Origin of the sequence: Aphanothece microscopica RSMan92, assembly GCF_046613545.2 — a bacterium.
Taxonomy (GTDB): Bacteria; Cyanobacteriota; Cyanobacteriia; order PCC-6307; family Cyanobiaceae; genus NIES-981.
Map to the genome: position 1 here is coordinate 1 of NZ_JBKKKY020000030.1, position 25,962 is coordinate 25,962.

Annotated in this window: 23 protein-coding genes; 5 read left to right on the forward strand and 18 right to left on the reverse strand. The window is 69.8% G+C overall.

Annotated features, from left to right (window positions below; genetic code table 11):
* The 3 genes from ACLD7X_RS09710 to ACLD7X_RS09720 form a co-directional block, all read right to left on the reverse strand.
* On the reverse strand, nucleotides 1-880 hold an 880-nt coding region (locus ACLD7X_RS09710; protein WP_411423414.1), incomplete at its 3' end, for a peptidyl-prolyl cis-trans isomerase.
* Nucleotides 880-2,889: a DUF3604 domain-containing protein gene (locus tag ACLD7X_RS09715; RefSeq protein ID WP_411423415.1), complete on the reverse strand. Its 2,010-nt coding sequence runs from the start codon at nucleotides 2,887-2,889 to the stop codon at nucleotides 880-882. The genes ACLD7X_RS09710 and ACLD7X_RS09715, both read right to left, overlap by 1 nt.
* A 79-nt stretch (nucleotides 2,890-2,968) precedes the next feature.
* Complete coding sequence (locus tag ACLD7X_RS09720; RefSeq protein WP_411423416.1) at nucleotides 2,969-4,831, reverse strand: DUF3604 domain-containing protein; 1,863 nt, start codon at nucleotides 4,829-4,831, stop codon at nucleotides 2,969-2,971.
* Nucleotides 4,832-5,047: 216 nt separating this feature from the next.
* Between ACLD7X_RS09720 and kdsB the strand changes: the two genes are divergently transcribed.
* Nucleotides 5,048-5,809 (forward strand): 3-deoxy-manno-octulosonate cytidylyltransferase, encoded by a 762-nt coding sequence (gene kdsB / locus ACLD7X_RS09725; RefSeq protein ID WP_425625145.1) that lies wholly within the window; start codon nucleotides 5,048-5,050, stop codon nucleotides 5,807-5,809.
* A 2-nt stretch (nucleotides 5,810-5,811) separates the two neighbouring features.
* Here kdsB and ACLD7X_RS09730 read toward each other — a convergent pair whose 3' ends face one another.
* The 8 genes from ACLD7X_RS09730 to ACLD7X_RS09765 all read right to left on the reverse strand — a co-directional run bounded on the left by ACLD7X_RS09730 (nucleotide 5,812) and on the right by ACLD7X_RS09765 (nucleotide 15,077).
* Nucleotides 5,812-6,387, reverse strand: coding sequence for a KdsC family phosphatase (locus ACLD7X_RS09730; RefSeq protein WP_411423418.1), 576 nt, complete (start codon nucleotides 6,385-6,387; stop codon nucleotides 5,812-5,814).
* A 20-nt stretch (nucleotides 6,388-6,407) separates the two neighbouring features.
* Nucleotides 6,408-7,229 (reverse strand): 3-deoxy-8-phosphooctulonate synthase, encoded by an 822-nt coding sequence (gene kdsA / locus ACLD7X_RS09735; protein WP_411423419.1) that lies wholly within the window; start codon nucleotides 7,227-7,229, stop codon nucleotides 6,408-6,410.
* A gap of 76 nt (nucleotides 7,230-7,305) precedes the next feature.
* On the reverse strand, nucleotides 7,306-8,328 hold the full coding sequence (locus tag ACLD7X_RS09740) for a KpsF/GutQ family sugar-phosphate isomerase (protein WP_412006965.1): 1,023 nt from the start codon (nucleotides 8,326-8,328) through the stop codon (nucleotides 7,306-7,308).
* A 20-nt stretch (nucleotides 8,329-8,348) separates the two neighbouring features.
* On the reverse strand, nucleotides 8,349-10,499 hold the full coding sequence (selD, locus tag ACLD7X_RS09745) for a selenide, water dikinase SelD (protein ID WP_411423421.1): 2,151 nt from the start codon (nucleotides 10,497-10,499) through the stop codon (nucleotides 8,349-8,351).
* A 16-nt stretch (nucleotides 10,500-10,515) separates the two neighbouring features.
* Complete coding sequence (locus tag ACLD7X_RS09750; protein ID WP_412006966.1) at nucleotides 10,516-11,430, reverse strand: pentapeptide repeat-containing protein; 915 nt, start codon at nucleotides 11,428-11,430, stop codon at nucleotides 10,516-10,518.
* Nucleotides 11,388-13,217, reverse strand: coding sequence for a transglutaminase TgpA family protein (locus tag ACLD7X_RS09755; RefSeq protein WP_411423423.1), 1,830 nt, complete (start codon nucleotides 13,215-13,217; stop codon nucleotides 11,388-11,390). The genes ACLD7X_RS09750 and ACLD7X_RS09755 overlap by 43 nt, the downstream gene beginning before the upstream one ends.
* Complete coding sequence (locus ACLD7X_RS09760) at nucleotides 13,214-14,161, reverse strand: DUF58 domain-containing protein (RefSeq protein ID WP_411423424.1); 948 nt, start codon at nucleotides 14,159-14,161, stop codon at nucleotides 13,214-13,216. Before ACLD7X_RS09760 ends, ACLD7X_RS09755 begins: the two co-directional genes overlap by 4 nt.
* Nucleotides 14,148-15,077 carry an AAA family ATPase gene (locus ACLD7X_RS09765; protein WP_411423425.1) on the reverse strand — a complete coding sequence of 310 codons (930 nt, stop codon included), beginning with the start codon at nucleotides 15,075-15,077 and terminating at the stop codon, nucleotides 14,148-14,150. The genes ACLD7X_RS09760 and ACLD7X_RS09765 overlap by 14 nt, the downstream gene beginning before the upstream one ends.
* 78 nt (nucleotides 15,078-15,155) lie before the next feature.
* On the opposite strand from ACLD7X_RS09765, the gene ACLD7X_RS09770 reads away from it, so the two are divergent.
* On the forward strand, nucleotides 15,156-16,274 hold the full coding sequence (locus ACLD7X_RS09770; protein ID WP_411423426.1) for a pyridoxal phosphate-dependent aminotransferase: 1,119 nt from the start codon (nucleotides 15,156-15,158) through the stop codon (nucleotides 16,272-16,274).
* Nucleotides 16,275-16,336: 62 nt separating this feature from the next.
* On the opposite strand, the gene ACLD7X_RS09775 is transcribed toward ACLD7X_RS09770, so the two are convergent.
* Nucleotides 16,337-17,419 carry a UDP-N-acetylglucosamine--N-acetylmuramyl-(pentapeptide) pyrophosphoryl-undecaprenol N-acetylglucosamine transferase gene (locus ACLD7X_RS09775; protein ID WP_411423427.1) on the reverse strand — a complete coding sequence of 361 codons (1,083 nt, stop codon included), beginning with the start codon at nucleotides 17,417-17,419 and terminating at the stop codon, nucleotides 16,337-16,339.
* A gap of 49 nt (nucleotides 17,420-17,468) precedes the next feature.
* Here ACLD7X_RS09775 and ACLD7X_RS09780 point away from each other — a divergent pair, with 49 nt between their 5' ends.
* Entirely contained in the window at nucleotides 17,469-18,350 is an 882-nt protein-coding gene (locus ACLD7X_RS09780; protein ID WP_411423428.1) for a hypothetical protein, read from the forward strand.
* Between the two features lie 33 nt (nucleotides 18,351-18,383).
* Here the strand turns inward: ACLD7X_RS09780 and ACLD7X_RS09785 are convergent, their stop codons facing one another.
* Together ACLD7X_RS09785 and ACLD7X_RS09790 are read right to left on the reverse strand one after the other, a co-directional pair.
* On the reverse strand, nucleotides 18,384-19,313 hold the full coding sequence (locus tag ACLD7X_RS09785) for an NAD(P)-dependent oxidoreductase (protein ID WP_412006967.1): 930 nt from the start codon (nucleotides 19,311-19,313) through the stop codon (nucleotides 18,384-18,386).
* A 52-nt stretch (nucleotides 19,314-19,365) separates the two neighbouring features.
* On the reverse strand, nucleotides 19,366-20,571 hold the full coding sequence (locus ACLD7X_RS09790) for a phosphoglycerate kinase (protein ID WP_411423430.1): 1,206 nt from the start codon (nucleotides 20,569-20,571) through the stop codon (nucleotides 19,366-19,368).
* Nucleotides 20,572-20,698: 127 nt separating this feature from the next.
* Here ACLD7X_RS09790 and ACLD7X_RS09795 point away from each other — a divergent pair, with 127 nt between their 5' ends.
* On the forward strand, nucleotides 20,699-21,070 hold the full coding sequence (locus ACLD7X_RS09795) for a universal stress protein (RefSeq protein WP_411423431.1): 372 nt from the start codon (nucleotides 20,699-20,701) through the stop codon (nucleotides 21,068-21,070).
* On the forward strand, nucleotides 21,070-21,969 hold the full coding sequence (gene ylqF, locus ACLD7X_RS09800; RefSeq protein ID WP_411423432.1) for a ribosome biogenesis GTPase YlqF: 900 nt from the start codon (nucleotides 21,070-21,072) through the stop codon (nucleotides 21,967-21,969). The genes ACLD7X_RS09795 and ylqF overlap by 1 nt, the downstream gene beginning before the upstream one ends.
* Nucleotides 21,970-22,244: 275 nt before the next feature.
* Here the strand turns inward: ylqF and ACLD7X_RS09805 are convergent, their stop codons facing one another.
* From ACLD7X_RS09805 to ACLD7X_RS09820, 4 genes are all read right to left on the reverse strand, one after another.
* Entirely contained in the window at nucleotides 22,245-23,354 is a 1,110-nt protein-coding gene (locus ACLD7X_RS09805) for an alginate O-acetyltransferase AlgX-related protein (RefSeq protein WP_412007340.1), read from the reverse strand.
* A gap of 74 nt (nucleotides 23,355-23,428) precedes the next feature.
* The gene (locus ACLD7X_RS09810; protein WP_411423434.1) at nucleotides 23,429-23,590 is read right to left on the reverse strand and encodes a DUF5989 family protein; all 162 of its coding nucleotides are present in this window, start codon (nucleotides 23,588-23,590) and stop codon (nucleotides 23,429-23,431) included.
* A 10-nt stretch (nucleotides 23,591-23,600) separates the two neighbouring features.
* Nucleotides 23,601-24,008, reverse strand: a complete 408-nt coding sequence (locus ACLD7X_RS09815; RefSeq protein ID WP_411423435.1) for an SxtJ family membrane protein — start codon at nucleotides 24,006-24,008, stop codon at nucleotides 23,601-23,603.
* Nucleotides 24,009-24,012: 4 nt separating this feature from the next.
* On the reverse strand, nucleotides 24,013-25,875 hold the full coding sequence (locus ACLD7X_RS09820; protein ID WP_411423436.1) for a carbamoyltransferase family protein: 1,863 nt from the start codon (nucleotides 25,873-25,875) through the stop codon (nucleotides 24,013-24,015).
* Between the last annotated feature and the right edge of the window lie 87 nt (nucleotides 25,876-25,962).

Consider the following 25,962-nt stretch of genomic DNA (forward strand, 5'->3'; position numbering starts at 1 on the left):
CCGGCCATGTGGGCCGCGTCACCCGGTATTTGCCCAGAAGCTGGCGGTAGAGGGCCTGCTGATTTTCCTGGCTGCGGGCGGCCCGCCACTCCCGTTCCACCTGCTGCCGGATCTGATCCAGCGGCGGCAGCGCGCCGGGCTCCAGGCTGTCCACCATCACGAGATGCTGGCCATAGCCCGACGGAATGGGCCCCACCCAGCGGCCCTGGGCCTGCTTCACCAGGGCGTCGGCGAAGTCGGTGCCGAACAGGCCGGCCACCTCGCCCTTCGGCATGGCCGTCACCTGCGTGGGCTGGAGCACCAGGGGATCGCCGAGGGAGGCCACATCCGCCGGGGGCTCCGGCCCATTCAGGCGCTCCAGGAGCCGCTGGGCGTCGGCCGCAAGGGCCTCGCCACGCCCCTGGGGATCCAGGAAGATCTGACGGAAGCCGATCTGCGGCTCGGTGCTGAACCGCTCCGGATGGGCCTTCAGGAACGCCTGCAGCTCCTGGTCGCTCGGCTGGCCCTGGGACTCCTGGTCGTCGGCGAAGAACTCCATCTTCTGCCGCAGCCGGCGGCGGATGATCGTGTCGTCGCGGTCGAGGCCGAGGGCCTGCGCTTCCCGCACCAGCAACTCGGTGCGGATGTGATCGTCGATCAGCGCCTCCAGCTCGCTGCGGCTGGGGGGACGCTGCCAGGTGCGGGTGAAGGCGGCGGCAAGGGCCCCGGCCCGGGCTTCGCTCACCACGATCTCGCCCCCCGGGGCCGCGCCCGGCGGACGCAGCAGGCCATGGAGCAGGAAGATCGCGCCGCCGAGCGCCACGAACCGCACGATCGGCTCCCGCGCGACCCGCTGCAGCCGACCCTGGGGCTGGCTCTCGTCGCCGCTGGTGCTGGTCATCAGCTGGGGGAATACCAGATCGGTGAGGTCCAGGCGCGCTCCTGATGCTTCATCGGCACCTCCGGCGCCATGCTGATCCCGAAGCGCATGGCGTCGTAGGCGGTCCAGCGGGGGGTGGGGATCTCGATCACCCGGGCGTAGTACACGGCCCGCTGGGAGGCATCGAACTGCGGATCGCGCCAGAAGGCCGCCAGCTCCGGAGCGCCGATCGTGTTGGTCCAGCTGGCGGTGGCCACATCCACCGTGTCGCCCACCGGCGGCAGCGTGCCGTTGGCATCTGGCTTGCGGTCGCCGGCCCACACCACCTCATGGATGCGCTCGTGGCTGCGGCCGGAGCGGTCGCTCCAGATCTTGATCACCTGGATGCGATCCAGGTTGGCGCCCTCGGGATCCTTCAGGGCGGCCACCAGGAAGGTGGGGGCGCTGTCGCCATGGCTGCCGGCCTTGGCGGCCTGGGCCAGATCACCACCCATCGGCACCCCCTTGCGGTAGCCGGCATCGGCCAGGCTGCCGCGGCGCAGATCCTCCGGCTTGAAGCCCCAGCCGCCGAAGAAGCGCACGGTCATGCGGGTGCCGGAGGTGGCGTAGGTTTCGCGCCGTTTCATCGCGTCCCAGAGGGCCTCGCGGCTGTTGGCGGTGGCCCACACCGCCGCATAGCCGGCCGCTTCGTACTGCCAGGTGTAGCGGGTCTTGCCGAACCCCTGCTTCGACAGATGTTTCCAGCGATCGGCGCGGGGTTCCTGGTTCACGTGCTTGCCGAAGAAGTTCTCCTCCTCAATCGCTGTGAGCGAGTTGTGCACATCGGTGCCGCCGATGAAGCCGAACCGGAACGGATTCACCCCCAGCTTCTGCTCCTGGAGCAGCCCCTGGGCCAGGCCACCGCGCAGGTACATGAAGGGCCGCATCTCGGGGGATTCCGGCTTGTCTTCCAGGGTGAGATTGCCGTACTCCCAGCCGCTGATGCCGAAGTTGGCGAATTCATCGTTGGGCGAGAGGCTGGGATGGGTTTCGCTCGATCCCTTGGTCTGCATCATCTCCTGCAGGGGTTCCCAGCGGGAGCGGCGCTCGGCGTAGCTGCGGCTGAGGGGCGCTCCGCCGAAATCCACCAGCTCGAACATGCGGCCGTTGGAGAGGTTGGCGTTGTGGGGAATGGCCAGCAGCCTGCCGCCGGTCTTCGCTTCGTAGCGGGCCATCCAGTCCCAGAGCTTCTCTGGGTCTTCGCTCTGCCAGGCCGAGAAGGGCAGGATCTGATCGGCGCGGGCCTTGCCGTCGCGGAAGAGCACGTTGCGGTGCAGGTTGTTGCCGCCGGGCACCGAGGTCCACTCGTAGCCGATCATCGCCGTGAACCGGCCCGGATCGTTGTAGCGCTCGGCCGTGGCGGTGTAGGACTGCCAGACCGAGCGCATGATCGGCACCACCACCGCCGGATCCTTCACCGGCGCTGGCAGGGTGCCCTGGGCCTGGGCCGACACCAGCTCGTTCATGGCGTCCTGCTGCTTCTTGCCGCCGGCCTTGAGGGCCTCGCCCCAGCGCCTGAGGGTGGCATCGGCGCTGAGGGCCGGGTTGCCCGCCGCCACCTGCTCGATCACCCCCAGCCCTTCGGCATGGTCGGAGATCACCAGGAAATCCAGGGGGCGTGAGAGTTTCACCGGCTGCCCGGTGGAGGACACCACCTCCTCACCGCGGGCGAAGCGGTAGGCCTGTTCCGGGCTGAGCCGGTTGCCACCCATGAAGGCGTCGCCGGAATTGGCGGTGTGGTGGTGGGTGTCGCCGAAGAACACCCGGGTGGGATAGGTGCGGCCGGCATAGGGCGAATACGGCTTGGCCCTGGCACCCTGACCCGCCGCTGTGCCGGCGCCGGGGGCGCCATCCAGCGTGTCGGTGTGATCCACCAGGCCCCGCACCGGGATCGCCTCCTCGGCCTGGGGGCCGCTGACGGCCAGGGCCGCGGCCCCCGCCAGGGTGGCGCCCAGGGCCAGGGTGATCCAGGGAAGGGGACGACGCAGCATCGGCAGAACCCAGATGGAAGGGCGGGGATTGAGGGGTTGGCCTGCCGGAACCCCAGCCAGCAGACCCGCACGTGGCCGTTCAGCCCGGCACAGGGGCCAGCCAGATCGGTGAACTCCAGGCGCGCTCCTGCACGGTGGCGGCCACCCCTTCGAGCAGGGGCAGCCCGGCGCGCACCGCGTCGTAGGTGCTCCAGCGGGGGGTGGGAATCTCCAGCACCCGCACGTAATAGAGGGCCCGCACCGAAGGGTCGAAGTGCGGATCGCGCCAGGTGGCTGCCAGCACCGGGGCTCCGAGGTTGTTGGTGTAGGTGGCCCGCTTCAGGTCCACCGTGCTGCCGATCGCCGGCACGCGACCGTTGGCATCGGGGCTGCGCTGGCCGGCCCAGGCCACGTCGTGGATGGTCTCGTGGGTGTTGCCCTGCGCATCCACCCAGCCCTTGATGATCTGGATCCGGTCGAGGTGGGCGCCATCGGGATCCTTCAGCGCCCACACCAGGAACGTGGGCGAGCCCGCTGCCCGGCCCTTGGCGGGCGGCAGGTCCGCCCCCATCGGCACCCCCTGGCGGTACGCCAGCGCGATCATGTCGGCGCGTGTGGCCAGATCGCGCGGATAGTTCCAGCCGGCGAAGAAGCGCACCTTGAGGCGGGTGCCGCTGGTGGCGAAGGTCTCCCGCCGCTTCATCGCGTCCCAGATGTCGGCGCGGGTGTTGGCGGCGGCCCACACCCCCGTGAGGGCACCGGGATTGAGATCGCGGCCCTTGATCCAGCCGCCCACTTCGCCATCGCGGCGCCGGGCCACGCTGCCGTCGGCGGCCCCATGGCTGCCGGCCATGAAGTTGTCCTCGGCGGTGTTGCCAGGGGTGCCGTTGTGGTTGTCGGTGCCTCCCACAAAGCCGTACTTGAAGGGATTCACGCCCAGGCTCTGCTCATGGGCCAGGCCCTGGATCACGCCATCCCGCACGAAATCACCCTTGCTGAAGGTGCGTCCGCTGTAGTCCTGAATCGAGTCGGCATTCTCGAAGCCGGCGAATTCATCCGCACCCCAGAAGGCGCGGTGCACCTCCGAGTTGCCCTTGATCTGCATCATTTCGATCAGGGGCTCGAAATGGCTGCGGATGTCGGCGTAGGCACTGTCGATGGGGGCTCCATCGGGCCTGGTGGCCGCGAACATCATCCCCTTGCTGGCATTGGCGTTGTGGGGAATGGCGAGCACCTGCATTCCCTGGCGCTCCAGCCCCTGGAACCAGGCCCACAGCCCGGTCTCCCGGTTGATGTCGATGTAGCTCATCACTTTTTCGGGCACGTTCATGTCCCGGAAAAAGACATTGCGGTGCAGGTTGCCTCCCTGAGGCGCCGCGCTCCATTCGTAGGCCGGGATGGTGGTGAAGCGCCCTGGCTCGTTGTGGCGCTGGGTGGCGGCGAGAATCTCCTGCCAGCCGCTGCGTTCGGTGGCCTCACCCGCGTAGAAGGGCGGGTGGCTGGGGGTGGAGCCGCGGTTGCTCTTCACCACCATGGTCAGGAACCAGTTCTCGCGATCCTCGTAGGTCTGCAGGCCGCGCAGCTGCTGGATCAGCGGCTGGTCGTGGCCCGGCGCGCCCGGCACCAGCGTGCTGTACATCTCGCCGATGAATTCGGCGTGGTCGGTCACGGCAGCCCAGTCGAGCGGGCGCCGGAGGCGAAACTGCTGGCCGTTCACCTCCACCGTTTCCCCCTTGGCGAAGCGGTAGGCCCCATCCGGAGTGAGCCGCGCGCCGCCGATGTAGGCGTCGAGGGAATAGGCGGTGTGGAGATGGCTCTCGCCGAAGTAGGCGTTCTTCGGCAGATCGGCCGTGGCCTTGCCTGCGGCGACTGGAGCCGGGGCCTTCGCCGCGGCGGGGCGGTGCTGGAACGGAACCAGACCCAGCATCAGCAGCCCAAGGGCCAGGGTCGCCTGTTTCCGCATGCCCCGTGCTTGCCGCATCCCGTTTCAGTGTGTGATGCGCACCGGCCGAAGGGCGGCGCCCGTGCCATTTCGTTGGACTTGCACAGGCTGGCCTGGCTGCCGCGTGGGCGCGGATTCCAGTTGGGTGCCCCATAGGATCGGCCGAGCATTGCCCAGCCCTTGGCCGAGACCTGCCCCGTGGATCCTTCTCTGGCGGCTTCCCCAGGGCGGTCCCCCGTGGTGGTGGCTATCCCAGCGCGACTGGCCTCCTCCCGCCTGCCTGGCAAGGTGCTGGCCGACATCGCGGGCCGGCCGATGCTCCAGCACGTGGTGGAGCGCTGCCGCCTGGCACGGGGGGTGGATGCTCTGGTGGTGTGCACCGACAGTCCCGAGGTGCAGGCGGCGGCCACCGCCTGGGGGGTTCAGGCCCTGCTCACACCCTCCAGTTGCAGCAGCGGCAGCGAGCGCCTGGCTGCGGTGATCCCCACCTTGCTGGCCGCCGGTGGCGGAGCCGCCGAGCACACGCTGGTGATCAATGCCCAGGGTGATCAGCCGCTGCTCGATCCGGCGATCATCGAGGCGATGGTGGAGCGCTTCGCCGCCCTGGGGCGACCGGCGGTGCTCACGCCGGTGCATCCCCTTCCGGCCGCGAAACTCCACGATCCCAACGTGGTGAAGGTCTTGCGTGCCGCGGATGGTCGGGCGATCACCTTTTCCCGCAGCGCCCTGCCCCACGTGCGCGATCTGCCGCCTGAGCACTGGGCGGAGCGCACCACCTACTGGGGCCACGTGGGCCTCTACGGCTACCGGGGCGATGTGCTGGCGGGCTGGAACGCTCTGCCCCCGTCCTCCCTGGAGGAGCTGGAGAAGCTGGAGCAGCTGCGGCTGATCGAGGCGGGTGTACCGATCGCCACCTTCGAGGTGGAGCAGGACTGTCTCTCAGTGGACACCCCGGAACAGCTGGAGCAGGCCCGCCGCCTGGTGGCAGAGGCCGCCTGAGCTCAGCCGTTGCCCTCGCGCCAGCCGCTGCTGTGCAGCACTCCCAGGGCTCCCCGGCTCTGCAGCAGGGCCTCGGCCAGTTCCCGCACGGCGCCGTGGCCGCCGGGGCTGCGCAGCACCCAGTCGGCCCGGCGGCGCAGGGCCCTGTCAGCGTCCGCCGGGGCCACCAGCAGGGCCGTGGCCGGCCGCACCGCCAGGTCGTTGAGGTCGTCGCCGATGAAGGCGGTGGTGGCGGGCGTGGCGCCGAGCTCGGCCTGCAGCTCCTGCAGCCCCGCCAGCTTGTCGCCCACGCCCACCCGGCAGTGCCGGATCTGGAGGTGGCGGGCCCGCTGCTCGATCGCGCCGCTGCGGCCGCCGCTGAGCAGGGCCACCTCGAGGCCGGCGCGCTGCAGCATGCGGATTGCCAGGCCGTCGCGCACGTTGAAGCGCTTCACCACCTGGCCAGCAGCGTCGTAGTGGAGACCGCCGTCGGTGAGCACCCCATCCACATCGCACACCAGCAGCTGCACCGCCGCCAGCCGGCGGCCGGCCGCCAGGCGCTGCAGGCGGGAGCGCAGCGCGGGAAAAGGGGCAGGCATGGGGCTGGCTCCTTCCCGGATCAGAGGGTGCTGACGGCAAGGCCGTCCTGCACCACGGCCCGAAGCGCCATCAGCTGGCGCAGCAGCGCCTCCAGCCGGTGCAGCGGCACCATGTTGGGCCCGTCGCTGAGGGCCTGACTGGGATCGGGGTGTGTCTCCATGAACAGGCCGTCGGCTCCCACCGCCACAGCGGCCCGGGCGAGCGGCGCCACGAACTCCCGCTGGCCGCCCGAGCTGGTGCCCTGCCCGCCTGGCTGCTGCACCGCATGGGTGGCATCGAAGATCACCGGACAGCCGAGCGCCTGCATCTGGGGCAGGCCGCGGAAATCCACCACCAGGGTGTTGTAGCCGAAACTGGAGCCCCGCTCGGTGAGCCACAGCCGGCCGCTCTCCGGCTCCAGGCCGCTTTCGCGCAGCTTGTTCACCACCTGGGCCATGTCCCAGGGGGCCAGGAACTGGCCCTTCTTCACGTTCACCACCTTGTCGGTGCCGGCCACGGCCCGGGCGGCGGCCTCCAGCAGGTCGGTCTGGCGGCAGAGGAAGGCCGGGATCTGCAGCACGTCCACCGCCTCGGCGGCCATGGCCGCCTGCTGGCTCTCATGGATGTCGGTGAGCACGGGGATGCCTAGCTGCTCGCGCACCTCCTGCAGGATGCGCAGACCCTCCTCGGGGCCGGGCCCGCGGAACGACGTCCCGGAGCTGCGGTTGGCCTTGTCGAAGCTGGCCTTGAACACGTAGGTGATGCCCAGCTCCTGGCAGAGCCCGCTCACCCGTTCCGCCACCTGCAGCACCAGATCGCGGCTCTCGATCACGCAGGGTCCGGCGATCAGGCGGAAGGTCATCGGCTTGGTGGCGGGGGACAGAGAAAGGACAGGAGAGGGCGATCGCCCATGGGCCCGTACAAGGCCAGGGGATCGCTCAGCTGGGGGTCAACGAGGGGCTGAAGCCAGCCTTCACCAGATCATGGAGGCGCAGCAGGCCCTGGAGCAGATCGGGGGCATCGGGTGCCACCACCGGCAGCACCGAGATGGCCTTGCGGGGGTTGCGCTCCATCAGTTCCAGGGCGACGGCGGCCAGCACGTCGGGTGTGACCGTGATCGGATCGGTGGTGGCCATCTCCGCCGCCGTGATCCTGTCCCAGTCGTCCGGCCCGTGGCGCTGCAGGGTGCGGCGCAGATCGCCGTCGGTGATCAGCCCCGCCAGACGGGAGGGATCGCTGCCGTGCACCCAGCTGGCTCCGAGGCTGCCGCGGCTCGGGCTCCCCTGGGTCAGGTGGGCGATCACCATCGGCAGCCGTGCCCCGGGGTGGAGGGGCTGCAGTTCGGTGGCCGGCACCATCAGGTCGGCCACGGTGAGGGTGAGGCGCCGGCCCAGGGAGCCGGCGGGGTGGTTGATGGCGAAATCCACCGGTGAGATCCCCGCCCGCTCCATCCAGACCGCCGCCAGGGCATCGCCGATCGCCATCGCCACCGCGGTGCTGGCGGTGGGGGCCAGGTTGAGGGGGCAGACCTCCCGGTCCACGGCGGCATCGAGCACCAGATCACAGCCCCGGGCCAGGCTCGACTCCACCCGGCCGACCAGGGCGATCCGGCTGGTGCCGCGGCGTTTCAGGTGCGGCAGGATCGCCAAAAGCTCCTCGGTCTCGCCGCTGTTGGAGAGGAGCAGGGCCACGTCGTCGGAGGCCACGATGCCCAGGTCGCCGTGCAGGGCATCGACGGGGTTGAGAAAGACGGCCGTCAGCCCGATCGAGGAGAAGGTGGCGGCGATCTTGCGGGCCACGATGCCGCTCTTGCCGACGCCGGTGACCACCAGCTTGGCTCGCCGCTGCCGGCAGCTCTCGAGCAGGTCGAGGGCCGACTCCACCTGGAGGGGATCGAGGCGCTCGGCCGCTGCGGCGATGGCGGAGGCCTCTTCTTGCAGGCAGCGGGTGAGGGCGGACAAGGGCGGCACCGGCGGTGGTGTCATTCTTCCAGCACCCGGCCCACCACCGTCGCTGCGGCAAAACCGGCGTCCCGCAGGCTGAGCACCGCCGCAGCGGCGGCTTCGGCGGGTAGGGCCGCCAGCAGCGGGCCGCAGGTCTGGGGATCGATCAGCAGGCCCAGCTGGGCCGGTTCCCGGCCGCAGAGCACCTGGACCCGGCTCTCCAGCAGGGCCAGAGCCGTGGCGTTGGAGGACGCCAGCGTGCTGGCCTGACCCGCCTCGAGCAACTGCAGCGCTCCGGTGAGAGCGGGGAGGGCGGCGCCGTCCAGCTGCACTGCCACGCTGGGGGGGCTGGCCGCGAGCATCTCCCCCAGGTGGCCGAGCAGCCCAAAGCCGGTGATGTCGGTGCAGGCCCGGCAGCCGTGGTGCCGCAGCAGGTCCACCAGGGGGGCCTGACTCCGCTGCATCTGCTCCAGGGCCTGATCGATCCAGTCGGCCCGGGCCATGCCGGCCATGGCTGCGGCGAACAGCACCCCCGTGCCCAGGGGGCGGCTGAGCACCAGGGCGTCCCCTGGCGTGAGGGGCCCCTTGGGCCAGGACTCCCCGGCCTGGGCTCGGCCGTTCACGCTGAGGGCGACCGAGAGACCGGCTCCGTCCCGCGCCTCGAGGGTGTGGCCCCCGATCAGCGGGGCGCCCAGCTCCCCCAGCACCGAGCGGATGCCCTCCAGGGTCTGACGCAGCAACTCCTGCTGCAGGTCGGGCGTCGTCTGGGGCAGCGTCACCAGCGCCTGGGCGCTTAGCACCCTTGCCCCGCAGGCCCAGAGGTCACTGCAGGCATGCAGGGTGGTGAGCCTGGCGTTGAGCCAGGGGTCGCTGACCAGGGCGGGAAAGCCATCGACGCTCTGGAGCAGCAGCGTGCCGTCCGCGTCCTCCGCCACCACAGCCGCATCCTCGGCCGCCGTGGGGCCGCCGCTCTGGGCGAGGGCCGCCATCAGGGGGGCGGCCGGCAGCTTGGCGGCGCAACCGCGGCAGGCCATCGAGGGGGCGTCGCCATCCATCCCGTGCCGAGGCAGGAAGCGGGCCATGAAGCGGCGGTCGATGCTGTCCTTCCAGCGCCACAGCCAGGGGCTGGGCCCGACCGCCAGGGGCCCCCACAGGGCCATGGCACCGGGCTGGCGGAGGCTCCGCGCGCCGCCAGGGCTGGCGTCAGCGGCAGGGCTGAGGCCCGTGCCTTTGCCCGCGTCGCCGAGGAGCTGCAGGGCCCACCGCTGGGGCTTCCAGCTGGACAGTCGGGTGGGGGGAGTGTCGGGTTGGGCTGCCAGCGACCGTGCCAGGTTGCGCGCCAGCGTGGGCGCGGCCCGCACCGCCCAGACACCGGAGGGGGGCCGGGGTGCGGTTGTGATCACGGCACAGTCCCCGCAGGCGAAGATCCGCTCCTGCCCCTCCACCCGCAGGCTCGGCTCGGTGCGCAGGCGGCCGGCCCCGTCGGTGGGGAGCCCCGCCGCGCCCAGCCACCCCGGCGCCCGACTGCCGGTGCAGGCCAGTTCGGCGGGCTCGGTCTCGGGAGCCCGGCGCCGGATCCCGATCCCCGCCTCGCCCAGCAGCCGCTCCCCCAGCCGGTTGGCGGCCCTGGAACCGAGGTGGAGGTTCTCCCCCCGCAGCAGCAGGGTGACCGGCCGACCGCGGCGCCGCAGGGCGAGGGCCAGCTCCACGGCGGCGGCTCCGCCGCCCCGGATCCGCACAGGGGCCCTGTCTGTCCGGGATTCCACCCAGGTCAGGAAGGGTTCGAGGGGTTTCACGGCCATCGCTCCCCCCGGCGCGGCGGTGATGGCCCCCACATCCAGACTCAGCCAGTCCCAGGGGAGGGCCGGCCGGCCGGCGAGCTGGAGGGTTCTGCCAGCGGCGTCCAGGCCGGTGATCTCCGCCTGCAGGAAGCTGACGCCTGCCCGTTGGCAGAGCTGGCGCAGGTCGATGGCACCGGCGTCGCGGCCGTAGATCCCGGCGACGATGCCGGGGACCATGCCGGAGTACAGCGCGGAGCCGTGACGGCTCACCAGACTCACCAGGGCCGCGGGCGGTTTCGGTCGCCGGCCCATGGCCCACTGGTTCAGGACCAGCGCATGGGTGTGACCTCCGCCGGCGAGCACGAGATGGCCGGTGGGGCCGGAGCGGTGCATGGCGGGCAGGGGCAAGGCCGGGGGAGCCGGCTCAGAAGGGCAGGGGCATGAAGGCCTTGGCCGCCAGGGGGAGCAGGAACTGGAGGGCGCCCATCGCCCCACCGATCGCGCCGCCGATCGCCGCGGAACCGAGGCCGTTGCCGCCCCCACCGGGATCCTGCGGGCTGGCGGTGACGGCCTGAGCCGCCTCGCGCAGCTGGGCCGCCTGGGCTTCCTCCCCACCGGCGGCATAGAGCGAGGCGGCGTAGTCGAGATCACTGCCGGCCTGCTGCGCCTTGCCGAGCTCGCGGCGGGTCAGGCCGCGGGCCACCCAGCTGATGGCGGCGGAGGGCTCCTGCTGGATCGCCGAGCTGAAGTACTGCTCCGCCTCCGGATAGCGACCCTGCTGGGCGGCCTGCACGCCCGCGTTGTGCAGTTCGCCGAAGCTCAGCTGGCCATGGTCCAGGCCGCGGGCACCTTCCCAGTGGGCCCGGGAGAGGGAACCGGGATCGAGCAGGGCGCCACTCAGGTCGGCCTGCCGCAGGTCCGTGCCTTCGAGGCGTGCCCCCCGCAGATCGGCACCCCGCAGGGAGGCGCCCTGCAGGGTGGTGAAACTGAGATCGGCGCCGCTGAGCTGGGCCCCATCCAGGCGGGCCTGGCCCAGGTTGGCCCGCTGCAGCCTGGCCTGGCGCAGATCGGCATCTTCCAGCCGGGCATGGACCAGATCGGCCCCCGCCAGGTTGCAGCCCTTGCAGCGGCGGTCCTCCTGGAGGCGGAGCAGGTCGTCGAAGGAGGCCGGAGCTGCGAGAACAGCAAGCGGGCTGATGGCCGCCGTGATGGCTGCCGTGATGGCCGCCAAGATCAGGGGGGCCTGGCTGAGGCCCGGGAACGGGGCGCTGGCCGCGCTCCACAACCGACGGGGGTTCATGGCGTGGAACTCGTTGGTTGCCTTATAGCGTCCCTGCACGACCGCTTCAGCTGCCGCAGGGCCAGCTTCCAGGCCTGCCGCGCCCGCCGAGCCTCGGCAACGTCGCGGGGAGGGGGGGCGAAGCGCAGGGCCGTGTGCTGATTGGCCAGGTCGGCCAAAATGGGGGCGAGGCTCGGATGGCGCTCCCCGGCCCGGCTGCACAGGGACTGCAGGCTCTCCCCCGGCCGGGCAGGGACGGCCAGCCCGCGCAGCAGGGACAGCAGCCGCTTCAGGTCGCGCTCCAGCCAGTCCTGTCGTGGCTGGCGCCCAGAACGGCCGATCAGGGCGAGGCCCGCCAGCACCCCGATCACCAGGCCCGCCAGGATTGTCCATCCCAGCCATTGCCGGTTGGCGCCGAACAGCTGCTGCAGAAGGGCTTCCTGGCCGGCCCGGTCAAAGCCCAGCCACCAGCGGCTCCAGGCCACGTCGAGGCCCCACCACTGCCGCTGCAGCCACTGCCACGGGTTCATCAGGCCGGCCCGGGCCGGAGCTCCCTCCGCTGCCCGGGCCGTGCTTTCCGGACTTCCCGCCGCCCAGCTGCTCGGATCGATCCGATTCCAGCCGCTGTCCGGCAGCCAGACCTCGCTCCAGGCATGGGCATGGCTCTGACGCAGCTCCAGGTAGGGCGATCCCCCCACGGGAACGACCCATTCGCCCCCGTAGTACCCCGTCACGACCCGCGCCGGCACCCCCGCCGCCCGCATCAGCGCCGTGAAGGCGCTCGCGTAGTGGCCGCAGAAGCCCACCCGTGTCTCGAACAGAAAGGCATCCAGGCCATCCCGCTCCGGCAGGGCCCCTGGCTGGGTGTCGTAGCGGAACCCGGCCTTCAGGAACCAGGCCCGGGCTGCTGCGACCCGCTGCTGGGGCTCAGGCAGCACCCGCCAGCCCTCAGCCAGGGCCCGCAGCCGGGGATCCCCGGCCGCGGGGAGCAGCAGATCCGATGGACGGGGCGGCGCCCGTTGCCAGTCGGGTGGCGCCGCAACGGAATCCATTGGGTAGGCCCTGGCGTTGGCGGGTGGCTGGTCCAGCTCCAGTTCCCCGAGGGGATCCTGTCGCAGGCGGGTATCCAGGGGGAGGCTGCGGCCATCCCAGGGCACCGCCGTGAACCGGCTGGGTTCGACCAGCCAGAGCTGGTCGGGCTTCTGCCCGAGCGGGCCCGACGGCAGGGCGCGGAAATCGCTCGGCTGCCGCTCCCAGCGGCGACCATCGAAGCTGGGATGCACCAGCACCCGCCAGTAGCGATCGCCCGGGGCTGGCGGGCGGTCGTCCGCAAACGCCACCCGGGCGGCGGGGGCCTCATCCGAGGCCAGCTCGGCGATGGAGCCGGGATCGAGCTCCGCGCTGAGGCCGGTGGTGCCGCGGGCCCCGTGGCGTCCGTCCCCGTTGCCGAGGGGACCGATGCGGGGCACCAGCAGGAAGAGCACCAGCGCGAGGGGCAGGCTGGCCGCCAGCACCCGCAGGCTGCGGCGGATCAGCAGCGACCAGGACACGGTCGTCTCCGACTCCAGGCTGAGCAGGCCAGCCAGGATCAGCACGGTGGCGGTCAGTTGCAGCAGGCTGGGCAGCAGGCCGGGGAGCTGGGCCGCGAGGAGGCCGCAGCAGATCAGCTGAACCAGGGCCACCTGTCGCCGGCCGTCGCGGCTGCTGGCCTCCCCCAGCTTCAGGCCCGCCGCCACCACCAGGGCCAGGGTGCACCAGGCGAGCAGGCCGCTGAGCTCCAGTCCCAGGCAGCCCAGGACGAGGGCTCCCATGGCCAGCCACGGCAGCCGACGGGAAGGCAGGCTCATGGGGTTCGGGCGAGAGCCACCAGGCAGCGCTCGCGATGCCGGCGTCCCACGCCTGGTGGGATCCGGCAGTGGGGCAGCACGAGGCCATAGGCCTCGCCCCGCTGGCTGCTCTGCCAGATCCGTGCGCTCAGGTGCTCGAGGGCCCGCTCCAGAGGAACCCCGGCTGCCGGCATCAGCAGCTGGGGTTCCCCGGCGGGATCACGCAGCACCTTGCTGAGCCGGCCGCGGCCCTGGGCCAGCACCTTCCAGGCCAGGCGGGCATGGCCGTCCTCGGGCCGGTGGGGGCGCAGGTCATGCCAGATCGCACTGCCTTCCCGGTCGGCGTCGGAGCCGCGCTCCGCGACCGCACTGGGGGCCGGCTGGTCGGCCAGGGCCACCGGCCCGGCCCGCCGGGCGGGATAGACCACCTGGGGAATGGGGGGATCCCAGCGGCTCCAGCAGATGAACAGCCCCAGGGGAGCGCGGCTGCTGAGCACCAGCCGCCCCGGCCGCTGCGCTCCCCGTCGCTCCGGTGTCCAGGGGACCATCAGCGACGCCGTGCCGGCAGGGATCCGCCGGGGATCGGCCGCGGGGCCACCGGTCAGTCGCAGTTCGATGGCCTCCCGGGTGCAGCTGCTGTGGGTCACCAGGGGGTAGCCGAGGCGCTGGCCGGCGAAACCGGGTTTCGGCTCGCCGCAGCGCAGTTCCAGGCCCTGCAGGTTGAAGTGGGTGAGGTGCAGGGCCAGCAGCAGCAGGGCCAGCATCAGGAAGCTGAGCAGCAGGGGGCCGTTGCGCTGGGTCTGGATGCCCACGGCCTGCAGCATCGCGGCGGTGGTCAGCCACAGCCAGCCGAAGCGGGTCGGAAGGATGTAGAGGTTCCGCAGCCCCAGCCGCAGCCGCTCCCCCTGCTGGGCCCGCCCGAACGGCGGTGGCCTGCGGATGGCTGTGGGGTCACCGGATCGCATCCACCGTCTCCAGCAACCGTTCGCTCAGGCCCCCCTGGCTGGCCGGATCCATCCGATGCTCGGCCACGGCGGCAAACACCGCCTGCACATCGGCGGGGGTCACGAAGCTGCGGCCCTCCAGCAGAGACCAGGCCCGCGCGGCTCCGACCAGCCCCTGGGACGCGCGGGGGGACAGGGGCGCACCAGGCTGGTCGGGGCTGCGGCTGGCGGCGACCAGGTCGAGTACGTAGTCGAGCAGGGCGGCCGAGCAGTGCTGGCGGCGGCACCGCTGCTGCAGGCTGGGGAGCGACACCGGCTGGCGATCCGCCAGGAAGGTGTCGAGCCGCAGGGCTTCCCCCGCCAGCAGGGCCCGTTCGGCGGCCCGGTCCGGGAAGCCGAGGCTCAGCCGCATCAGGAAGCGGTCCAGCTGGGACTCCGGCAGCGGGGCGGTGCCGATCTGGTCCAGACCGTTCTGGGTGGCGATCACCACGAACGGTTCCGGCAGCTCATGGCTCGTGCCGTCGACGCTCACCCGCCCCACCGCCATGGCCTCCAGCAGGGCGCTCTGGGTGCGTGGGCTGGCCCGGTTGATCTCATCGGCCAGCAGCACCTGGCTGAACAGCGGACCGGGCTGGAAGTGGAAGGTGCTGGTGCCGGGATCCAGCACGTTGATGCCGGTCAGATCGGCGGGCAGCAGGTCGCTGGTGAAACTCACCCGCTTGAAGGCCAGGCCGAAGCTGCGGGCCAGGGCCTCCGCCAGGGTGGTCTTGCCCGTGCCCGGAAGGTCCTCCAGCAGCAGGTGACCGCGGGCCAGCAGGCCGGCCACGGCCAGCCGCACCTGATGCTCCTTGCCCATCAGGACGCCGCCGATACCCCCGATCAGCCCCTGCAGCTCCGCTTCCAGCCGCTCCCCCGCCCCAGCCCCCGCCCCCGCCACGTGTCACGCCCTTACCGCGCCCTGATTGTGGCGGGGTTCCAGGGCCCTGGAGGCACTTCTGCCGCCTAGCGTTCGGCCATGGCCAGCGGCGACCCGGGCGAGCGCCACGGCGGCAACCTCACCGCCGCCGCCCAGCGGCTCGGTCGACCGGCTGCGGAGCTGCTCGATGCCAGCGCCTCCCTGGTGCCCTTCGCCCCCCCCCTGGCGCTGCGATGGGCCCTCGTGCAGGCGGTGTTCACGCCGGCGCTGCGTGCCTATCCCGACCGGGGCTGGCGAGAGCTGCGCAGGGTGCTGGCCCGTCAGCACGGACTGGAGCCGGAGGAGGTGCTGCCCGGCAACGGCGCCGCGGAGCTGTTCACCTGGGCCGCTCGGGATGCGACCGACTGCGGACTGAGCCTGCTGCCGGCTCCGGGATTCGCCGACTACCGACGGGCCCTGGGTTGCTGGGGGGGGCGCTGGGTCGACCTGCCCCTGCCCCTCCACTGGGGGGCGGCCTTCCCCCAGCCGTTTCCGTCGCTGCAGCAGGCGGCGGTGCTGTGGATCTGCAACCCCCATAACCCCACCGGCCAGCTCTGGAGCCGAGCCTCCCTGGAGCCCCTGCTCCAGCGCCATGCCCTGGTGGTGTGCGATGAGGCGTTCCTGCCCCTGGTGCCGGGAGGGGAGTCCCAGTCCCTGATTCCCCTGGTCCGGAGCCACCCCAACCTGGTGGTCGTGCGCAGTCTCACGAAGCTGCTCTCCGTGCCCGGGTTGCGGCTGGGCTATGCCCTCGGGGCGGCAGCCCGGTTGCGGCGCTGGGCCGGTTGGCGGGATCCCTGGCCCGTCAACGGTCTGGCCCTCGCCGCCGCGGAGCGGCTGCTGGCCGATCAGGTCGGCCACCAGCGCTGGTGCCGGCGTGTGCAGAACTGGGTGGCGCGGGAGCGGCCCTGGCTGGAGCGCGGACTGGGCGCGTGGCCGCAGCTCACGCCGATGCCGTCGTCGACGAACTTCCTCCTGGTGCGGGGCAGCCACTCCCTGCTGGATCTGCGGCTGGCGCTGGAGCGCCGCCACGGCATCCTGCTGCGCGACTGTCGTTCCTTCCCCGGCCTCGGGGAGGACTGGCTGCGGATCGGTCTCCAGGACCGACGCGGCCATCGTCGTCTGCTTGCCGCCCTGGAGCAGGAGCTGCCTGGCCGGCAGGGGGATGCCGCAAGGCGCTGAAGGCCGTGCCCGCGGTCGTGCTGAAGGCTGTGCTCAAGGCTGAGCGGCAGGCAGCCGCCTGCTCAGGCCCCCGGGGCCAGGGCGGTGAGCAGGCGCGCCAGCTGCTGATCCGCATCGCGCACGGCGAGCTGGGCCATGCCCCGGGCCATGGCGAGCAGCGGATCGCCCTGGGGCTCACAGCCCCGCAGCCGGGGTCCCAGCAGCCGCCACACCGCCCGCTCCAGGGTCGGAAGCTCCGGATCGTGCTGTTCGACGATCACCGCGGCGCCGAGCGCCGCGGCCGCCTGGGCGTTGGCGTCCTGGTGGCGGTCGGCGGCTGCCGGGTAGGGCACCAGGATGGCGGGGGTGGCACAGGCCGCCAGTTCGCTCAGCGCTCCGGCGCCGGAGCGGCTGATGGCGAGGGCGGTGTGTTCCAGCAGGCCAGCCATCTGGTCGCAGAAGGGTCGCTCCACGACTCCTGGCGGCAGGGGCCCGCCGGCCTCGGGGTCCTGGTGTCCGGTGAGATGGACGATGCGCACCCCGGCGGCGCTCAGCTCGGGCAGCAGGGGGCGGACCATCCGGTTGAGGCCCACGGCTCCCTGGCTGCCACCCATCACCACCAGCACCGGACCCTCCCCCTGGGGCAACCAGTCCGGGGGCGGAGCAGGGGCCAGGAATTCGGGGCGCACCGGCGTGCCCGTCACCAGGGCATGGCAGCGGGGCAGCCTGGCAGCGGCCTGCGGCAGGCCCACCGCCAGCCGGGTGCAGAGCCGGCCGAGCAGTCTGGTCACCCGGCCCGGGATCGCATTGCTCTCGTGCAACACCACCGGCACGCCACACCAGCGGGCCGCCAGGATCGCCGGGGCGGCGATGTACCCGCCACTGCTGAACACCACATCGATGTGCTCGCGCCGGATCAGCCGCCGGACACTCCCGACCGCAGCCAGCAGCCGCAGCAGGTTGAGCAGCTTCCGCAGACCCCGTCCCTGCAGCCCGCCGGCCCGGACGGTGTGGAGCGGGTAGCGGCTGGGCACCAGCTCCCGCTCCAGCCGGTCGGGCACCCCCAGCCACAGCACCTCCCAGGCCGGTGGCAGCGCCTCGGCCACGGCCAGGGCCGGGAACAGGTGGCCGCCGGTGCCGCTCGCGGCGATCAGAAGCCTGGGCATGGCCGCAGCGGGTAGGGGCGCCTAACTTAAAAGCCGTTCCTGCAGGCGCATGCTGCCTTTCCGGCTTCCCCGGACCGCCCCCCGGATCTCGCTTCCCACCGCCCTGTGGCTGGGGGCCACCCTGTCGCTGGGCGGAGCCTCGATCGGCACGGTTTCGATTGGAACGGTTTCCATTGGCACCCTCTCCATCGGCACGGCCATGGGCCTGGGGATGGGCACGGCCCTCTCCCTGGGGACAGCGGCCACCCTTCCGGCGCAGGCGGCCGAGCCCACGGCCGTTCAGCTCCAGAGTCTGGAAGCGGCGCTCAATGGCCAGGGCGAGCTCACCGCGCTGCTCGAGCAGGGTCCCGGTCTCGACCCGGCCCTGATCGACCTGCGGCGGCGCACCCTGCTGCGTCAGTTTCCCGATGCCCGCTGGATCCTCTCGCCAGGACAGAAGCTGCGGGATGGCCGTAGCACGGTGCAGCTGAAGGTCACCGGCAGCCGGCAGGAGGGAAGCACCACCTACCGCCTCCAGGCGGAGCAGCAGCTGGCCCTGGAGAGCGATGGCCGCCGCATCACCGGCCAGGCGATCATCCGGGAGCAATCCCTGCTGCGCAGCGGCGACTCCCCCCTGCCGGTCAGTCTGTTGATCCCCGACGCCGTGCTCACCGGCCAGCGCTACGACGTGGATGTGGTCTTCGATGAACCCCTCGACGGGGCCATCGCCGCGGGCGGGATCATCGCCCTGACAGGACAGCAGGTCTCGGCCCTCGACAGTCCGGAGCTCCAGTTGGGCGCCCTCGGCGGCGGCGGCCTGTTCAAGACGGTCCAGGCCCCGCTCAGCCCCGGTGAACAGACCTGGGCGGTGCTGCTCGTGCATCCGGACGGGATCGTCAGCGCCACCAAGCGGGTGCGGGTGGTGGCCGACAAGGCCCAGCTCAGGTTGTGATCGTCACCGCCTCCACCACACCGGGGACTTGCCCTAGGGGTTGAACCAGTGGACCAGGGCGGAGACGTCCTGATCGCCGTGACCCCGGGCCATCAGCGCATCCTCCATCGCCGCCACCTGGCGGGTCAGGGGAAGCTCCAGCTGCACGGCCGCGGCGGCCTCCAGGGCGATGGTCAGATCCTTGCGGTGCAGGGCAAGGCGAAAGCCCAGGGGGAACTCCCCGCTCAGCATGTGGCGCGAACGGTTGTCCAGGGCCCAGGAGCCGGCGGCACCGCCGCGCAGGGCCTCCACCACTGCCGGCATCGGCAGTCCCAGGCGAGAGCCCAGGGCCATGGCTTCCGCCACCGCTCCGTAGCTGCCAGCGACCAGCACCTGGTTGACGGCCTTGGCCTGCTGGCCGGCCCCGACCGGCCCGATGTGGCTGATCCGCGAGCCGACCACCTCGAGCACCGGCCGGGCCCGTTCCAGATCCTCCATGGACCCTCCCACCAGGACGGACAGGCTGCCTGCCCGGGCACCTTCGGTACCGCCGGTGACCGGCGCATCCAGGTAGGCCACCCCCTGGCTGGCGAGCTTCCCGGCCAGCTGCCGGCTGGTGGCCGGGGCGATGGTGGAGAAGTCGATCACCAGGCTCTCGGGAGCCAGCACGCTGAGCAGGCCAGGGTCGCCCTGAGGACCCGCCGGCCCCAGCACCACCTCCTCCACGGCGGCATCGTCGCTCAGGCAGAGGCAAACGATGGCCGCCCCATCTGCGGCCGTGGCGGCGGTGGCGGCGGTGGCCGTGGCGGCGGTGCCGGCCTCGCTGCAGAGGCCGGCCAGCTCGATCACACGCCCTTCGCGCCCGGGTGTGCGGTTGTGGAGGGTGACGGGAAAACCGGCCCGGAGCAGATTCGCCGCCATTGGGGCCCCCAGGGCCCCGAGGCCGATGAAGGCCAGGCGCGGGAGCGGGCGTTCCCCAGGCATGGGGTCAGAGCTGGTCACCGGGGGCCTGCGTGCGGCGACGCCTGGGGGCTGCTCAGGCCTCGTCGAGGGCGGCCACGCCGGGGAGCACCTTGCCCTCCAGCAGCTCCAGGCTGGCGCCGCCACCTGTGGAGATGTGGCTCATCCTGTCGGCCACGCCGACCTTTTCCACGGCCGCCACGGAGTCACCGCCACCGATGATCGTGCAGCAGCCCTTGGCGCTCAGCTCCGCCAGGGTGTGGGCGATGCCGTTGGTGCCCGCGGCGAACCTGTCGAACTCGAACACGCCCATGGGGCCGTTCCAGATCACGGTCTGGCAGTCGGCCAGGGCTTCCTGGAAGGTCTTCACCGAATCGGGGCCGATGTCCAGGCCCATCCAGCCGTCGGGGATGGCGTCGATCGGGGTGATCTGGCTGTTGGCGTCAGGGGCGAAGTTGTCGGCGAGCACCACGTCGGTCGGCAGCAGAAGCTGCACGCCCTTGGCGGCCGCCTTGGCCTCCAGCTCCTTGGCGAGCTCGAGCTTGTCCTCTTCCACCAGGCTCTTGCCCACCGCCAGGCCACGGGCCTTGTAGAAGGTGAAGATCATGCCGCCGCCGATCAGCACCTTGTCGCACTTGTCGATCAGCGACTCGAGCACGCCGATCTTGCTGCTCACCTTGGAGCCGCCCACGATCGCCGCCAGGGGACGCTTGGGTTCATCGATGGCGCCCTGCAGGTACTGCAGTTCCTTCTCCATCAGGTAGCCGGCCACGCTCGGACTGAGGGCCTTGGTCACACCTTCGGTGGAGGCGTGGGCGCGGTGGGCGGCGCCGAAGGCATCGTTCACATACACGTCGGCGAGGGCCGCCAGCTGTGCGGCGAAGGCCGGGTCGTTCTTCTCCTCCTCCGCGAAGAAGCGCACGTTCTCCAGCAGCACGACGTCGCCGTCGCCCATGGCGGCCACCTTGGCTTCGGCATCGGGGCCGATGCAGCTGTCGGTCTTGACGACCGGCTTGCCGAGCAGTTCCGCCAGGCGGGCGGCCACGGGGGTCAGACGCATCGCCTCATTCACCTGGCCCTTGGGGCGTCCGAAGTGGGCGGCGAGGATCACCCGGGCGCCCTTGCCGGTCAGGTCGTTGATGGTGGGCAGGGCGGCGCGGATCCGGGTGTCGTCCGTGATGGCGCCGGACTCATCGAGCGGTACGTTGAAGTCGACCCGCACCAGCACGCGCTTGCCGCGCAGTTCGTCGGCTGAAAGGCTGGCCAGGGATCGCTTCGCCATGGAGTGCGCTCGAAGTGTGCTTAAACGGGCGGGAGCTTAGCCCCTGACGTGGCGGGTTCCCCCCGGCAACCGTTCTGGCCGCTCGGAGCCCTCCCCTTCAGACTGCCCTCACACGGCACTGCGAACCATGTTCGACACCGTTCTCTTTCCGATCGACCGGAGCCGCCAGGCGCTGGAGACGGCGGCGGTCGCCCTGAAACTCGCCCAGCAGCACGGCAGCCGGCTCGTGCTGCTCTCGGTGGTCGAGCCCGGCGATGATCCGCAGGCCGTGGCCCAGTTGCTGGAGCAGGCCCAGCAGAGTTTCGAGCAGGCTGGCGTGGCCTGCCAGGTGATCGAGCGCGAGGGGAAGCCGGCCTTTGTGATCGGCGATGTGGCCGATGAAATCAACGCCGACGTGATCGTGATGGGCACCCGCGGCATCGCGATCGAGAGTGACCAGCAGAGCACCGCCGCCCGGGTGATCCAGCTGGCCCCCTGTCCGGTGCTGGTGGTGCCCTGATGCCCCAGCCGATCCAGCTCAGCGTGCAGGCCCCGGCGATCCAGTGGTACCCGGGCCACATCGCCAAAGCGGAGAAGGCCCTGGGCGAGGCTCTCGCCAAGGTCGACCTGGTGATGGAGGTGCGGGACGCCCGCATCCCCCTGGCCACCGGCCATCCCCGGCTGCGGCGCTGGATCGGCAGCAGGCCCCACCTGCTGGTGCTCAACCGCGTGGACATGATCCCCCGGGCGGCCCGTGAAGCCTGGAGTGCCTGGTTCCGCAGCCAGGGCCAGGTGGTGTGGTGGTGTGATGCCAAGGCCGGCACCGGGGTGAAACAGCTCCAGCAGGCCGCCATCCGCGCCGGCGAGGCCCTCAATGCCAGGCGCCTGGGTCGGGGGATGCGACCGCGGCCGGTCCGGGCGCTGATGCTCGGCTTCCCCAACGTCGGCAAATCCGCCCTGATCAACCGGTTGGTTCGCCAGAAGGTGGTGGACAGTGCCCGCCGCGCCGGTGTCACCCGCAGCCTGCGCTGGGTGCGTCTGGGCCAGGATCTCGACCTGCTCGATGCACCCGGTGTCCTGCCACCGCGGCTGGATGACCAGCAGGCCGCCCTGCGGCTGGCCCTCTGCGACGACATCGGCCAGGCCGCCTACGACAACGAGGCTGCAGCCCTGGCCTTCATCCAGCTGCTCACCCTGCTCGAGGCGGAGCCGCACGCCGGCGTGCCGGCGGGGTTGCTGCAGCGGCGCTACGGGCTCTCCCCGGGGCGGCTTCCCACCGGAGGGCCCGATGGGGAGACCTGGCTGCTGGAGGCCGCCCAGCGCCATACGGGCGGGGATTGTCTGCGCATGGCCACGAAGCTGCTCGACGATTTCCGCTGCTCGCGGCTGGGGGCGCTGGCTCTGGAGCTGCCGGGTTGATGGGAGGCTTCGTTGCCGGCAGAGGCGAGCGGCCAACTCGCAGGAACCCAGCTCGCCAAAGCTGAACTCCCGCAGGGCCTCTTCAGTTGGAGACGATGGAGTTGGCGACGATGGAGTGGCCACGATGGGCGAACCCCGGGATCGCCCCATCAACATGGGGATTCGCCGAAGCGGCAGCTGCCTGTGGAGCCTCAGGGAACAACCGTGAATCTCAGGGCCGTTGTGGCCTTTCCCGATGCCCGATGAAGTCCATGGCGCGGACGTGGATGCACCGCTCAGGAGGTTGGGCTCAGGGGTCTGAGGCAGGGAAGCTGGGCCGAAGCCACGGCACGGGCCAAGCCCTGGAGGCCCTGTCGGTTGAGGTGCTTGGGATCCTGCTCACCATGGAGGAAGCGAGTGCGGGCCAGAGATTTCAGGGCCGGTGTGGCATCGAAGAACGGCACCGGCTTCGGCCCAGCCGCCAGCAGGCTGCTCAGACGGCGGCGCATCGCAAGACTGCGTTGCCTGTTGGCCTCAGGGCTGATCCGGCCGCTTGGATTCTCCGCACCGGTTCCATAGCTCTGAAACACGATGGGCGTCTCTGACTGGTAGAGAGTGGCGGGTGAGGGTATGTACACCAGGCAGACCTGCGTGCCGGGTCGCTCTGACTGAAATTGCTGGACGGCTTTCACCGTGCCCAGCAGTGCTTCCTGTACTTGATGATCGCTCAATTCTGGAGCTGCAGCCTGGCTGGTGCCATATGCAACGCAGTAGTGGTCGCCGCAGAATCGGTTGATACTTGATCTGCTGGAAGGACTGCCCAGTGGTGTGGCCTGGGTCTCCCGGGCGGCCTTCCAGCCAGCTCGGAAACGACGTCCCAAGACCCGCGAGAGCGGGAGAAAGCGATCCTGCCAGGACAGTTGCTCCACCATGGATTTCTGCAGGGAACGGCTGCTGGAAGAGCGCCGATTTGCTTGGAGAAAGTCGTCGAGATCGTTGCCCTCATAGAAGAACAACAAATGGCGCCGGGGCCATAAGCTACGTGGCCGACCTTGATAAAGTGGGAAAAAGCCCGAACTCAGGGCGGTGTTGTAGATCGCGATCGAGCGGGGAAGGAAGGAGCCAGCAACGCCGAAGGGGAGAAATCCGAAGCCAGTTAGCGCACGTAGATGGTGGCCGAGAGAATAATCGTTGGAGCCGAGCAGAAAATCATCACCCGCGCCTTCCACGTAACTGTCGCCCAGCAGCGCAATGTCTTCAGGTCCACCAGTCTTGCCTAGATACGGGTAGGAGAGTCGCAAGGGTGCCGGCAGATTGCCAACGGCCCTGCGGGGGAAGCCCTGCTGCTGGCCACCCGCAACGCGGATCCAGATGATGAAGGCGGCGTTGCACAGCACGAACGCCATGGCCACAGAGCCCAGCATCAAGACTCCATTTGCCACCATCTGGAGCCACGGGCCGGTTGGTTTCTGCACGCCTCTCAGAAGATCGAATAGATGAATGGGGCTACTACGGAACCCTGAGTTGCCACCAGAAGAGCGCCCATCAAGACGATCGTGATGATCAGCGGTGCCAACCAGTACTTCTTGCGAACCTTGAGATAATCCCAGATATCCTGGGCGAGATCCAGCAGAACTTCCATCGGCCAGGGTTCAGAAGATTCGGGTCAGGTTAGGGGCTGGGCGCTGGCAGGGCTCGCGGTAGGTGGTGCCGTCATGGGGGCGACGTCGCAGGGGGTCATGGCCGAAGAGGCGCATGACAAGGGCAATGGGTTGGAGCACCAGCAGGAAAACCGCTCCCAGGATGAGATGGCTGTTCACCCAGCCCAGGCCATGGCCGAGGGCCATCCAGCCTCGGTACGGCCAGGCCAGCAGCCGGGGAGCGACCAGTGCCAGCACCAGCGAGGGAATCCCGATCACGAACGGCCAGATCGGCCCCCCATGGCCCCGCAGGGCTGGAAGCAACCAACCGAAGAGGATCGGGAACCCGATTCCGACCAGCAGGCCGAATTCCCGCAGCTGTCTGGTGCCTGGAGTGAGAGCGGAGGAAGAACGTGCCATAGGTTCAGTCGAGTTCAAATTCCTGAAGCCATCTCTCATCACTCTCGGCGCTGGGCTGATCCTCCTTGAACAAGAGCTGATTCTCCAGCACCAGCACATCCATCTCGGTGCGCATGAAGCAGCGATAGGCATCCTGAGGGGTGCACACGATGGGTTCACCGCGTACATTGAATGACGTATTCACCAGAGTTGGGCAACCCGTGCGTCGATGAAAGGCTTTGATTAAATTGTAGTAACGAGGATTTGTTTTAGGGCTCACAGTCTGCACCCGAGCAGAGTAATCAACGTGTGTGATAGCAGGCAGCTGGGAGCGTGGCACATTGAGCTTCTCGATGCCGAACAGTTCCTGCTGCTCGGGCGACATCGGAATGCGGAGTGAGGCCTTCACGGGTGCCACAAGCAACATGTAAGGGCTGCTGGTTTCAAGCTCGAATTGACTGGACACTTCCTCTTCAAGAACTGAAGGGGCGAAAGGGCGGAAGCTTTCGCGATACTTGATCTTGAGGTTCATCACGCTCTGCATCTGCTGGTTGCGTGGATCACCGATGATCGAGCGACCTCCAAGTGCGCGGGGGCCAAACTCCATGGCACCATTGAACCAGCCGATCACCTTGCCCTGGTCGAGCAGTTCAGCCAACCTCTCGAACAAATGGGCATCCTCAAGGCTCAGGAAAGGGGCCTTGATCTGTTGAAGATAGGTACAGATCTCGGCATTGGAGAAACGGGGGCCAAGATACGTGCCCTTCATGCCATCGCCCACGGCGGGTGTGCGGGGCTGAGCGAAGTGCTGGTGCCAAGCCACGAGGGCCGCACCCAGGGCAGAACCGGCATCGCCACTGGCAGGCTGAATCCAGATCTCCTGGAAAGGACCCTCGCGCAGCAACTTGCCATTGGCCACACAGTTCAAGGCTACCCCACCGGCCAGGCAGAGGTTGGTGGCTCCCGTTTCGGCATGCAAAGAGCGAGCGAGTTTCAAGACGATTTCCTCGGTGACCGCCTGAATCGAAGCGGCAAGATCCATGTGGAACTGCGTGAGCTCCGATTCACCCTTGCGGGGCAGCTGCCCGAACAACGCATGAAACCTGCGACCCGTCATCCGGAAGCCGCGATGAAACTTGAAATAGCTGAGATCAAGTCTGAAAGTGCCATCATCCTTGATGTCAACCAGATGATCCTTGATCGCCTGGACATGCACGGGGCGCCCGTAAGGCGCCAAGCCCATTAACTTGTACTCGCCCGAATTTACCTTGAAGCCGCAGTAGTAGGTGAAAGCGGAATAGAGAAGCCCCAGAGAATGGGGAAAACTGATCTCCCACAGTGGCTTGAGCGTGTTGCCCTTGCCCAGCCAGGCAGAGGTGGTGGCCCACTCACCCACGCCATCCATGCAGAGCACAGCTGCCTTCTCAAAAGGACTTGGATAGAACGCTGCGCCCGCATGGGAGAGATGGTGTTCAGAAAACAGCAACTGGGGCAGCTGAGAGTCTTGCTCCGAACTGGATGCTTCGATCATCTCAGCTGACAATGTGCGCAAATGCTCCTTGATCTGACTCTTGAGGAAGAGCTTTTCTTTGAGCCACACCTGCATGGCAGCCACAAATGAGCGGCCTCCGCGGGGAGCTGAGGCCAAGTATGTTTCCAGTAATCGCTCAAAGGTGAGCAGTGGCTTCTCGTAATAAACCACTGCATCGATATCGGCCAGATGAATCTCTTGGCTCTCCAGGCAGAAGCGAGCCGCCTGCATCGGGAAGCTGGCATCATGCTTCCTGCGGCTGAAGCGCTCTTCCTGCGCTGCCGCAACCACGTCGCCATCCACCAAAAGTGCAGCGGCACTGTCGTGGTAATAGGCCGAAATCCCAAGAACTCGCACTGCACCCTGTGCGTTGGAACGATCCTGACATGCTCAGCTTCCCCACGGCTCCCGCGAACGCCAGGTCCGTCCAGCCCGTCCCTTCCG

Excerpts from the sequence above, each read along its gene's own strand:
- ACLD7X_RS09715 (WP_411423415.1), bottom strand. The coding sequence starts at position 2,889 with ATGCTGCGTCGTCCCCTTCCCTGGATCACCCTGGCCCTGGGCGCCACC.
- ACLD7X_RS09720 (WP_411423416.1), bottom strand. The coding sequence starts at position 4,831 with ATGCGGAAACAGGCGACCCTGGCCCTTGGGCTGCTGATGCTGGGTCTG.
- ACLD7X_RS09730 (WP_411423418.1), bottom strand. The coding sequence starts at position 6,387 with ATGCCTGCCCCTTTTCCCGCGCTGCGCTCCCGCCTGCAGCGCCTGGCG.
- kdsA (WP_411423419.1), bottom strand. The coding sequence starts at position 7,229 with ATGACCTTCCGCCTGATCGCCGGACCCTGCGTGATCGAGAGCCGCGAT.
- ACLD7X_RS09755 (WP_411423423.1), bottom strand. The coding sequence starts at position 13,217 with ATGAGCCTGCCTTCCCGTCGGCTGCCGTGGCTGGCCATGGGAGCCCTC.
- ACLD7X_RS09760 (WP_411423424.1), bottom strand. The coding sequence starts at position 14,161 with ATGCGATCCGGTGACCCCACAGCCATCCGCAGGCCACCGCCGTTCGGG.
- ACLD7X_RS09770 (WP_411423426.1), top strand. The coding sequence starts at position 15,156 with ATGGCCAGCGGCGACCCGGGCGAGCGCCACGGCGGCAACCTCACCGCC.
- ACLD7X_RS09775 (WP_411423427.1), bottom strand. The coding sequence starts at position 17,419 with ATGCCCAGGCTTCTGATCGCCGCGAGCGGCACCGGCGGCCACCTGTTC.
- ACLD7X_RS09780 (WP_411423428.1), top strand. The coding sequence starts at position 17,469 with ATGCTGCCTTTCCGGCTTCCCCGGACCGCCCCCCGGATCTCGCTTCCC.
- ACLD7X_RS09785 (WP_412006967.1), bottom strand. The coding sequence starts at position 19,313 with ATGCCTGGGGAACGCCCGCTCCCGCGCCTGGCCTTCATCGGCCTCGGG.
- ACLD7X_RS09790 (WP_411423430.1), bottom strand. The coding sequence starts at position 20,571 with ATGGCGAAGCGATCCCTGGCCAGCCTTTCAGCCGACGAACTGCGCGGC.
- ACLD7X_RS09795 (WP_411423431.1), top strand. The coding sequence starts at position 20,699 with ATGTTCGACACCGTTCTCTTTCCGATCGACCGGAGCCGCCAGGCGCTG.
- ylqF (WP_411423432.1), top strand. The coding sequence starts at position 21,070 with ATGCCCCAGCCGATCCAGCTCAGCGTGCAGGCCCCGGCGATCCAGTGG.
- ACLD7X_RS09805 (WP_412007340.1), bottom strand. The coding sequence starts at position 23,354 with ATGGCGTTCGTGCTGTGCAACGCCGCCTTCATCATCTGGATCCGCGTT.
- ACLD7X_RS09810 (WP_411423434.1), bottom strand. The coding sequence starts at position 23,590 with ATGGAAGTTCTGCTGGATCTCGCCCAGGATATCTGGGATTATCTCAAG.
- ACLD7X_RS09815 (WP_411423435.1), bottom strand. The coding sequence starts at position 24,008 with ATGGCACGTTCTTCCTCCGCTCTCACTCCAGGCACCAGACAGCTGCGG.